The following is a 10,726-nucleotide window of genomic DNA, read 5'->3' on the forward strand; positions in this document are numbered from 1 at the left end:
TGCCGGGGCGCGGAACTGACGCACGCTCATCCGCAACTGCGGCCGAGGCGTGGGTCAGTTCTGCGAGGGCACCGAGGCACCCGCGCCGCCCGCGCCCGGCTCCAGCGCGTCGAGGGCCCGGCGCAAACCGGTGAGCTTGCGCTCCAGATGGGCCGCCGTGGCCACCGCCGCCGCGTCCGCGGAGTCGTCGTCCAGCTGCTTGGACAGCGCCTCGGCCTGCTCCTCGACGGCCGCGAGCCGCGCGGACAGCTCGGCGAGCAGCCCGGCCGACTCCTTGCCGGCGACACCGCCCTTGCCGCCGCCCTCCAACTGCAGCCGCAGCAGCGCCGCCTGCTCACGGAGCTGGCAGTTCTTCATGTACAGCTCGACGAAGACCGAGACCTTCGCGCGCAGCACCCACGGGTCGAACGGCTTGGAGATGTAGTCCACCGCGCCCGCCGCGTAGCCCCGGAAGGTGTGGTGCGGGCCGTGGTTGATCGCCGTGAGGAAGATGATCGGGATGTCCCGGGTCCGCTCGCGCCGCTTGATGTGCGCGGCGGTCTCGAACCCGTCCATGCCCGGCATCTGGACATCCAGCAGAATGACCGCGAAATCGTCCGTGAGCAGTGCTTTGAGCGCTTCCTCCCCGCTCGATGCCCGCACCAGCGTCTGATCGAGCGCAGAGAGGATGGCCTCCAGCGCCAGCAGATTCTCCGGCCGGTCATCGACCAGGAGGATCTTGGCCTTCTGCACCATGGCCCGCCCTCCTCGCCCCGGCGGTACACCGGGCGCCGCCCCAGGGGACGACTCCCTTTCGCCGCCCGTCCTTGTGCCGGTCATCGTAGCCGCACCCCGCCTGTCGCCACACCCTGTCACCGCGATGTCACTGTGCACGTACCCGGAAACGCGGTCCGACCCCGGATAGTTCCCGGAATTCGGGATTCCGTGCGTTCCCGGCCTTCATCATGCAGCAACTCCCGGCACCCGCCGGAGGTTCCCCCGGCATGTGCCGCCCGCCCGGCCCCGCCGCCGGCCGCGCTCACTCCGCCCTCATCCACTGGCGCATCACCGACAGCAGGTGGTCGGGATCGACCGGCTTGGTGACGTAGTCGGAGGCCCCCGACTCGATCGCCTTCTCCCGGTCGCCCTTCATCGCCTTCGCCGTGAGCGCGATGATCGGCAGCCCCGCGAACTGCGGCATCCTGCGGATCGCGGTGGTCGTCGCGTACCCGTCCATCTCGGGCATCATGATGTCCATCAGGACGACCGCCACGTCGTCGTGCTGCTCCAGCACCTCGATGCCCTCGCGGCCGTTCTCCGCGTACAGCACCGACAGGCCGTGCTGCTCCAGGACGCTGGTCAGCGCGAACACGTTGCGGATGTCGTCGTCGACGATCAGCACCTTCTCGCCGCCGAACCGCACCGCGCCGCCCTGCTGCGGCGCACGCTCCTGCTCCGGTACGGCCGTCCACTGCTCGGACCGCTGCACCTCCTGCGGCAGGCTCCGGCGCCGGCGCCGGAAGAGCGCGGCGGGACCGTTCTGCGTCTCCCGGTACGACTTCACCTCGGCCGGCGTCTCGATCTCCGCCGCCGACAGCTCCGAGGACTGGCGCGCCTCGGAGGCCGCGACCAGGTCGCCCGCCTCCAGCGCGGGCACGGACTGCTGGTAGCCCTGCGGCGGCAGCTCGCTCGGGTGCAGCGGCAGGTACAGCGTGAACGTCGAGCCGCGGCCCGGTTCGCTCTGCGCGTGGATCTCGCCGCCGAGCAGCTGCGCGATCTCCCGCGAGATCGACAGGCCGAGACCGGTACCGCCGTACTTGCGGCTCGTGGTGCCGTCCGCCTGCTTGAACGCCTCGAAGATCACCCGCATCTTGCTGGCCGCGATGCCGATGCCGGTGTCCGTCACCGAGAACGCGATCAGCGGCCCGCCCGGCTCCGTCAGCGAACCGGCCTCCAGCAGCTGCTCGCGGATACCCGCCGGCACGTCCGCGCCGGCCGGCCGGATCACCAGCTCCACCGACCCGGAATCGGTGAACTTCACCGCGTTGGACAGCAGGTTGCGCAGCACCTGCAACAGCCGCTGCTCGTCGGTGTGCAGGGTGGCCGGCAGCTCCGGGGAGACCCGTACGGACAGGTCCAGGCCCTTCTCCGCGGTCAGCGGCCGGAAGGTGGCCTCGACGTAGTCCACGAGCTGGACGAGCGCGATACGCGTCGGCGAGACGTCCATCTTGCCCGCCTCGACCTTCGACAGGTCCAGGATGTCGTTGATCAGCTGGAGCAGGTCGGAACCGGCGCCGTGGATGGTCTCGGCGAACTCCACCTGCTTCGGCGAGAGGTTGCCCTCGGCGTTGTCCGCGAGCAGCTTCGCCAGGATGAGCAGCGAGTTGAGCGGGGTGCGCAGCTCGTGCGACATGTTGGCGAGGAACTCGCTCTTGTAGCGCATGGAGACCGCGAGCTGCTCGGCGCGCTCCTCCAGGACCTGCCGGGCCTCCTCGATCTCGGTGTTCTTCACCTCGATGTCCCGGTTCTGCCGGGCCAGCAGCTCCGCCTTCTCCTCCAGTTCCGCGTTGGAGGCCTGCAGCGCCTTCTGCCGGTTCTCCAGCTCGGCCGACCGCTCCCGGAGCTGCTCGGTCAGCTCCTGCGACTGCTTGAGCAGCTGTTCGGTCTTGGTGTTGACCGAGATGGTGTTGACGCTGGTCGCGATCATCTCGGCGATCTGGTTGAGGAAGTCCTTCTGGATATGCGTGAACGGCGTGAAGGACGCCAGCTCGATCACGCCGAGCACCTTGCCCTCGAACAGCACCGGCAGCACGATCACCTGCGCGGGCGGCGCCTCGCCGAGCCCGGAGGAGATCTTCAGGTAGCCGCTGGGCGCCCGGTCCACCAGGATCGTGCGCTTCTCCTGGGCGGCCGTGCCGATCAGTGCCTCCCCGGGCCGGAACGACGTCGGCATGGAGCCCATCGAGTAGCCGTACGAGCCCAGCATCCGCAGCTCGTAGTCGTCCTCGCCGTTGCCGACGCCCTTGCCCTCCATCAGCGGCATCGCCAGGAAGAACGCGCCGTGCTGCGCGGACACCACCGGCGTCAGCTCGCTCATGATCAGCGAGGCCACGTCCTCCAGGTCCCGGCGGCCCTGCATCAGGGCCGAGATCCGGGCCAGGTTGCCCTTCAGCCAGTCCTGCTCCTTGTTGGCGATCGTGGTGTCGCGCAGGTTGGCGATCATCTTGTTGATGTAGTCCTGCAGCTCCTGGATCTCGCCGGACGCGTCCACGTCGATCTTCAGGTTCAGGTCGCCGCGCGTCACCGCGGTCGCCACGCGCGCGATGGCCCGCACCTGCCGGGTCAGGTTCCCGGCCATCTCGTTCACCGACTCGGTCAGGTCGCGCCAGGTGCCGTCGACGTCCCGCACGCGTGCCTGACCGCCCAGCTGGCCTTCCGTACCCACCTCGCGGGCCACGCGCGTGACCTCTTCGGCGAAGCTCGACAGCTGATCGACCATCGTGTTGATCGTCGTCTTCAGCTCCAGGATCTCACCGCGGGCGTCAATGTCGATCTTCTTGGTCAGGTCACCCTTGGCGATGGCCGTGGTGACCATGGCGATGTTCCGCACCTGACCGGTCAGGTTGGACGCCATCTGGTTCACGGACTCGGTGAGGTCCTTCCAGGTGCCGGCCACACCGGGCACGTGCGCCTGGCCGCCCAGGATGCCGTCCGTGCCCACCTCGCGGGCCACCTTGGTCACCTGGTCGGCGAACGAACTGAGCGTCTTCACCATGATGTTGATGGTGTCGGCGAGCTGCGCGACCTCACCGCGCGCCTCGATCGTCACCTGACGCGTCAGGTCACCGTTGGCGACCGCCGAGGCCACCTGGGAGATGTTCCGCACCTGCATGGTCAGGTTGTTGGCCATCAGGTTGACGTTGTTGCTCAGGTCCTTCCAGATGCCGGTGACGCCCGACACGTGCGCCTGACCGCCCAGGATGCCCTCGGTACCCACCTCACGGGCCACCCGCAGCACCTGCTCGGCGAAGCTGGACAGCTGATCGACCATGGTGTTGACCGTCGTGACGAGCTCGAGGATCTCGCCCTTCGCGTCCACAGTGATCTTCTTCGACAGGTCGCCCTTGGCGACCGCCGTCGTCACCTCGGCGATGTTGCGCACCTGGATGGTCAGGTTGTTCGCCATGAAGTTCACGGACTGCGTGAGGTCCTTCCAGGTGCCGGAGACACCCTGCACCTCGGCCTGACCGCCGAGGATGCCCTCCGTGCCCACCTCACGGGCCACCCTCGTGACCTCCTGGGCGAACGACGACAGCTGGTCGACCATCGTGTTCAGGGTGTTCTTCAGCTCCAGGATCTCCCCGCGCGCGTCCACGGTGATCTTCTGGGAGAGGTCACCGCGCGCCACGGCCGTGGCGACCTGCGCGATGTTGCGCACCTGGGCCGTCAGGTTGCCGGCCATGCCGTTCACGGAGTCGGTCAGGTCCCGCCACACACCGGCGACCCCGGGCACCTGCGCCTGCCCGCCGAGCCGTCCCTCCGTACCCACGTCCCGCGCGACCCGCGTCACCTGGTCGGCGAAGGCGGACAGCTGGTCGACCATGGTGTTGATCGTGTTCTTCAGCTCGAGGATCTCGCCGCGCGCGTCGACGTCGATCTTCTGCGACAGGTCACCGCGCGCCACCGCCGTCGTCACCTGGGCGATCTGCCGCACCTGGGAGGTCAGGTTGCCGGCCATGAAGTTGACGGAGTCCGTCAACTCCTTCCACGTGCCGGAGACTCCGTCCACCCGGGCCTGACCGCCCAGCCGGCCCTCCGTACCCACGTCCCGGGCCATCCGCGTGACCTGGTCCGCGAAGCTCGACAGCTGGTCCACCATCGTGTTCACGGTGTTCTTCAGCTGGAGCATCTCACCGGACACGTCCACGGTGACCTTCTGCGACAGGTCACCGTTGGCCACCGCCGTGGTCACCTGGGCGATGTTGCGCACCTGCCCGGTCAGGTTGCGGAACGCGGTGTTGACGGAGTCCGTCAAGTCCTTCCAGGTACCGGCCGCCCCCGGCACCTGCGCCTGGCCGCCCAGCTCACCCTCGACACCGATCTCCCGCGCGACCCGCGTCACCTCGGCACCGAACGCCGACAGCTGGTCCACCATCCCGTTGACGGTGTTCTTCAGCTCCAGCATCTCGCCGGCCACGTCCACCGTGACCTTCTGCGACAGGTCACCGCTGGCCACCGCGGTCGTCACGGCCGCGATGTCCCGCACCTGCGTGGTCAGGTTCCGGAACACCGTGTTGACGGAGTCCGTCAGGTCCTTCCACGTACCCGCCGCGCCCGGCACGTTCGCCTGCCCGCCGAGCCTGCCCTCCGCGCCGACCTCGTTCGCCACCCGCGTGACCTCGTCCGCGAAGATCCGCAGCGTCTCGGTCATCTGGTTGATGGTCTCGGCGAGCTGCGCGACCTCCCCGCGCGCGGGGACGGTCACCTTCTGCGACAGATCACCGTTGGCGACCGCCGTAGTGACCTGCGAGATCCCGCGCACCTGCGCCGTCAGGTTGCCCGCCATCGTGTTGACGGAGTCGGTCAGCTCCTTCCACACGCCGGCCACCTCGGGCACCTGCGCCCGGCCGCCCAGGATGCCCTCGGTGCCCACCTCCCGGGCCACCCGCGTGACCTCGGAGGAGAAGGCCGACAGCTGGTCCACCATCGTGTTGACGGTGTTCTTCAGCTCCAGCATCTCGCCGGCGACGTGCACGGTCACCTTGCGGGACAGATCGCCCTTGGCGACCGCCGTCGTCACCAGCGCGATGTCCCGCACCTGGGCGGTCAACCGGTCCGCCATCGTGTTGACGGACTCGGTCAGGTCCTTCCACGAACCGGACATACCGCGCACCCGGGCCTGGCCGCCGAGCTTGCCCTCGGTGCCGACCTCGCTGGCCACGCGCGTGACCTCGTCCGTGAACGTCGACAACTGGTCGACCAGGTTGTTGACGGTACGGCCGACCTTCAGGAACTCACCCCGCAGCGGATGGCCCGTACCGTCGTCCGCCGCCTGCGTCCGCAGCTCCATCCGCGGCGACAGATCACCCTCGGCGACCGCCGTGAGCACCCGGCTGACCTCGGAGACCGGCCAGACCAGATCGTCCACCAGCGCGTTGGAGTGGTCGATGGCCGTCGCCCAGGAGCCCTCGCAGGCCCCCGTCTCCAGCCGTTCCGTGAGTTTTCCCTCACGCCCCACCATGCGCCGCACCCGCGCCAGCTCACCGGTCAGATGCAGGTTCCGGTCGGCCACCTCGTTGAAGACGGCCGCGATTTCCGACATCACACCGTCGCCGGACACCGTGAGCCGCTTGCGGAAGTTCCCGTCCCGCATCGACACGAGAGCCGCCAGCAGCCGGTTCAGGGCAGCCGTGTCCACGGCGGTGGTACCGCCGCTCCTGCCCAGGGACGGTCCGCCTTTCGCGCGCGTCTTCGTGCCCCGCGTCGCCGCGCCAGACTCCACTGTGTCCCTCCCGGAGGGGTAGACCGTTACTGCTGTGCTCGGCCGCTTCGGCCCCGGCGTGCCGGTCATCGGCATACCGGTTACTTCCGCGTACCGGTTACTCCTGCGTATATCTGCCAGACAAGATCCGGCCACACCAGAGGCTGCTGCCCGCCGTACACGGAACACACGCAGCCCGACCCGACCTTCATCAGAAGCTTGCCCAGTGTTTCACCCCGGCCGAACCAGGCCATAACAGTTCGGCAGCTTCGCACATCGTCCGCACACCCGGGGGGCGTAAACACCTGCGACCGGCATCCGCTCGGACGGCGAAGGTAAGTAACCTTGCATGCGGCTGTCCAGCCGCACCGGTCCGACCGGCCTGGGCGGTGGCACGAGTACGAGCGGGCAGCGGAGGGGCGGCCGGACACCATGACCACCGGACTGATCCCCGGGGGACAGCCCCCGGAGCCACAGCCGACGGGCGAGCTGATGCCGCAGCAGCGGCGCGAGCCGGCCGGCCCCGCAGCCCTGCATGTAGACGACCGGACGAGGAGTTCTGTGATCACCGCGCGCGCGGCTGCCAGTTTCGAGCCCGTCGGACGATCGGTCGCGACCGCCCGGTCCTTCGTCCGCGACACCCTCCAGGGCTGGGGCTTCGCCGACATCGTCGACGACGCGGTCGTCCTCACCAGCGAACTGGTGACCAACGCCGTCGTCCACGCGGGCACGCACGCGGAGGTGCTGTGCCTGCGCACCGAGGACGGCGTGCGCGTCGAGGTCTCCGACCGCTACCCGGAGCGCGAGGTACCGCTCCAGAGCTCCGTCGCGACCATGGGCAGCCCCGACCGCGAGGGCGGCCGCGGCCTGCAGCTCTGCGCGGCCCTGGCCACCCGCTGGGGCGTGGACTACACCCCCACCCACAAGAACGTCTGGTTCCAGCTCAACCTGCCCGAACGCCCGGTCGGCACCCGCGCCGCCGGCCCCGCGCTGCCCGCCGACCTCCTGCCGCTGGCCGACGGCCGGGTCCGCGTCGCCGTCCTCCAGGTCGACCGCAAGGGCAGCATCAGCGCCTGGAACGAGGACGCTGAGGAACTGTTCGGCTACCCCGCGGCCGACGTCATCGGCAAACCCCTCACCGAGCTGGCCGCCTGGCCGCACACCCCGGGCACCGGCACCGGCATCGCCGAGGCCTTCCAGCTCTCCCGCTGGGAGGGCACCTACGGCATCCGCGGCGCCGACGGCCGCGTGGCCCAGGTGTACGCCTCCCACCTCAGGGTCCGCGACACCGGCGGCGAGCCGTCCACCGTCTGCCTGCTGGTCCGCGACCACGAACGCGCCGTCCTGCAGTCCCCGCCCCGGGTCCCGGCCTCCGACCAGAACCAGTCCGCCGACGGGCAGAGCACCGACCCCTTCGAGGTGTTCATCGGCTCCCCCGCCCCGGACGACCTCGACGGCCTGCTCCAGCGCACGGTGGAACGCGCCCGCGACATGCTCGACGGCGACTCCGCGTTCCTGCTGCTCGCCACCGACGACGAGACGGAACTGGAGGTCCGCGCCTCCACCGGCCTGCCCTCCGCCCGCCAGCGCTTCGCGCGCGTGCCCGTCGAGGCCGGCCCCGGCCGCTACGGCTCCGCCCGCATGCCCGCCGTTCACGACGACCTCGCCGCCGTCCCCGGGGCGGTACCCCTGCTCGCCGGCACCGGCATGCGCTCGGTCGTCACCGTCCCGCTGAAGGTCGAGGGCCGCCTCACCGGTTCCCTCGGCGTCGCCGCCGAGGCGCCCGGCCGCTACACCAACGAGGAGGCGCTGCGGCTGCAGTTCGCCGCCGACCGCATCGCCCTGGCCGTCGAATCGGCCCGCCTCGGCGAACTGGAACGGCTGCGCCGCGGCTCCCTGAGCTTCCTGGTCGAGGCCTCCGACCTGCTGGCCGGCACCCTGGACCGGGACCAGACGCTGGCCCTGATGGCCCAGATGACGGTCCCCACGCTGGCCACCTGGTGCGCGGTGTACACCATCGCCGACCAGGCCTCCGAGCCGTACCTGTCGTACGTCCTGCACGAGGACGAGGAACTCATCGACGGCATCAAGTCGTTGCTGTCGAAGGTTCCCCCGCCGGACCCGGTACCGACGCCCGGCGCCCGCGTCTGGACCACCCCCGGCGAGGTCGCGCACCAGGCGGCCCTGCGCACCTCCATGCGCAGCCTGGGCCTGGCCGGCGGCCCCACGCACCGGGTCTCCTCCGGCATCGGCCCGACCCTCGCCACGGCCTCCGCGGTCGGCGGCGAGACCGTGGTCCTGCCGCTCGTCGCCCGCAACCGCGTCATCGGCATGCTGACCCTCGGCAAGCCCACCGACGAGCACTTCCGCCAGGAGATCCTGGAACTCGCCGAGGACCTGAGCCGCCGGGCCGCCCTCGCCCTGGACAACGCCCGGCTGTACTCGGAGCGCACGGCCATCAGCCAGTCCCTCCAGCGCAGTCTGCTCCCGCCGGGCCTGCCGCAGATCGACGGCGTCGAGGTCGAGGTCATCTACCGCGCGGCCGGCGAGGGCAACGAGGTCGGCGGCGACTTCTACGACCTCTTCCCCATCGGCAACGGCGCGTACGGCTTCGCCATCGGCGACGTCTGCGGTACGGGCCCCAACGCGGCGGCGGTCACCGGCCTGGCCCGGCACGCCTTGCGCCTACTGGCCCGCGAGGGCCTGTCCGGCCCGGCCGTGCTGGAGCGCCTGAACTCCGCGATCCTCGACGAGGGCGACCGCAGCCGCTTCCTGACCCTGCTCTACGGCGAGCTGCGCCCCCAGGAGGACGGCAGCGCCGAACTGAAATTCGTCTGCGCCGGCCATCCGCTCCCGCTGCGCCTGCGCCAGGACGGCACGGTGACGGCGGCCGCCGAACCGCAGCCGCTGCTGGGCGTCATCGAGGACCTGGAGCTGTACGAGGAGACGGTCACCCTCGACCCGGGTGACGTCCTGCTCTGCGTCACGGACGGCGTCACCGAACGCCGGGAGGGCACGCGCATGCTGGGCGACGACGGCCTCGCCGACGTCCTCACGACGTGCACGGGTCTGACGGCGGGCGCGGTCGCGGCACGCATCATGCGCGCGGTCGAGCGCTTCGCCTCGGACGCCCCCTCCGACGACATGGCGATTCTGGCGATGCGGGTCCCGGGAATCCACAAGGAGCCGTGAGGAAGCACGAAAAGGCCCCACCCGAAAGGGTGGGGCCTTTTTGTCGGAGCCCCCAAACGGAATCGAACCGTTGACCTTCTCCTTACCATGGAGACGCTCTGCCGACTGAGCTATAGGGGCCTGTCGTTTTCGAGGTTTCCCTCGCAGCGACGAAGAAACTGTACCCCGACCAGGCCCCAGTTCCCAAATTCGTTCGGTGCCCGGTCAGAAGGCGGGCTGGAGCAGGCCGCCCAGGGCGTTGCACGCGGACACGACGCGGTGCATCTCCCGCTTGGTGAGCGTGGCGTCGACGGGCAGCGCGAGCGTCTCGTCGGCGGCCGTCTCGGTCTCCGGCAACGACACGTACCGGCGGAACTCCGGCAGCCGGTGCACGGGCGTCTTCACCGGCACCCGGCACTCGACTCCCCTGGCCCGCAGGGCCCGCGCGAAGGCGTCGCGGTCCGGCCGGCCGTTCCCCGGCACCCGCACGACGTACTGCTGATAGGTGTGCCCGGCGCCGCCGTCCGGCGTCCGTACGCCCTTCAACTTGGCGTCGAGATAGGCGGCCCGCTGCCTGCGCTGCGCTGTCTCGTCGTACGGCGCCTCGGACTCGCCCTGTTCCAGCACCAGCATCCCGTGCCGCTGCCCGAGCGCGTGCAACCGCCCGATGTCGGCACGCCGTCCGAAGCGGTGTACGGCAACGACCGCAGCGGTACGGCCAGTTATCGCCGCTTCGACCGCGTCCGGGTCCAGGCAGTAGGTCACCGGGTCTATGTCGGCGAACACCGGGAGGGCACCGGCCAGGGTCACGGCCTCGGCGACCTCGACGTTCCCGAAGGCCGGTACCACGACCTCGTCACCGGCTCCGACGCCGGCGGCCCTGAGCATTGCTGCAGTTCCCATGTCTGGGATGCTGTGCTCGCAACGTGAACGACACGTTACGCACAACAGAAAAAGGCCGGACCCCGAACCGAAGTTCAGGATCCGACCTTTTCAAAATTTGTTCGGCGGCGTCCTACTCTCCCACAGGGTCCCCCCTGCAGTACCATCGGCGCTGTGAGGCTTAGCTTCCGGGTTCGGAATGTAACCGGGCGT

The 10,726-nt window shown here is 69.9% G+C and carries 4 protein-coding genes, 1 tRNA gene and 1 rRNA gene; 1 reads left to right on the forward strand and 5 read right to left on the reverse strand.

Features of this window, described 5'->3' with window-relative positions:
- Positions 1-54 precede the first annotated feature (54 nt).
- Both ABZ923_RS28360 and ABZ923_RS28365 read right to left on the reverse strand, forming a co-directional pair.
- Complete coding sequence (locus tag ABZ923_RS28360; protein ID WP_361476824.1) at positions 55-735, reverse strand: response regulator; 681 nt, start codon at positions 733-735, stop codon at positions 55-57.
- A 283-nt stretch (positions 736-1,018) separates the two neighbouring features.
- On the reverse strand, positions 1,019-6,481 hold the full coding sequence (locus ABZ923_RS28365) for a HAMP domain-containing protein (protein ID WP_361476826.1): 5,463 nt from the start codon (positions 6,479-6,481) through the stop codon (positions 1,019-1,021).
- 411 nt (positions 6,482-6,892) lie between these two features.
- Here ABZ923_RS28365 and ABZ923_RS28370 point away from each other — a divergent pair, with 411 nt between their 5' ends.
- Positions 6,893-9,652: a SpoIIE family protein phosphatase gene (locus ABZ923_RS28370; protein ID WP_361476828.1), complete on the forward strand. Its 2,760-nt coding sequence runs from the start codon at positions 6,893-6,895 to the stop codon at positions 9,650-9,652.
- A 47-nt stretch (positions 9,653-9,699) separates the two neighbouring features.
- Here ABZ923_RS28370 and ABZ923_RS28375 read toward each other — a convergent pair.
- The 3 genes from ABZ923_RS28375 to rrf form a co-directional block, all read right to left on the reverse strand.
- Positions 9,700-9,772: transfer RNA gene (locus ABZ923_RS28375), tRNA-Thr, on the reverse strand.
- 84 nt (positions 9,773-9,856) lie between these two features.
- A complete protein-coding gene (locus ABZ923_RS28380; protein ID WP_361476838.1) occupies positions 9,857-10,519 on the reverse strand; it encodes a DegT/DnrJ/EryC1/StrS family aminotransferase in 663 nt (220 codons plus the stop codon).
- Positions 10,520-10,633: 114 nt separating this feature from the next.
- Positions 10,634-10,726 (reverse strand): 5S ribosomal RNA (gene rrf, locus ABZ923_RS28385); the annotation flags it as partial.

This window comes from Streptomyces sp. NPDC046881 (genome assembly GCF_040645015.1).
GTDB lineage: Bacteria > Actinomycetota > Actinomycetes > Streptomycetales > Streptomycetaceae > Streptomyces.

Bases quoted from the DNA above. Each gene is read 5' to 3' on its own strand.
- ABZ923_RS28360 (WP_361476824.1), bottom strand. From the start codon at position 735: ATGGTGCAGAAGGCCAAGATCCTCCTGGTCGATGACCGGCCGGAGAAT.
- ABZ923_RS28370 (WP_361476828.1), top strand. From the start codon at position 6,893: ATGACCACCGGACTGATCCCCGGGGGACAGCCCCCGGAGCCACAGCCG.
- ABZ923_RS28380 (WP_361476838.1), bottom strand. From the start codon at position 10,519: ATGCTCAGGGCCGCCGGCGTCGGAGCCGGTGACGAGGTCGTGGTACCG.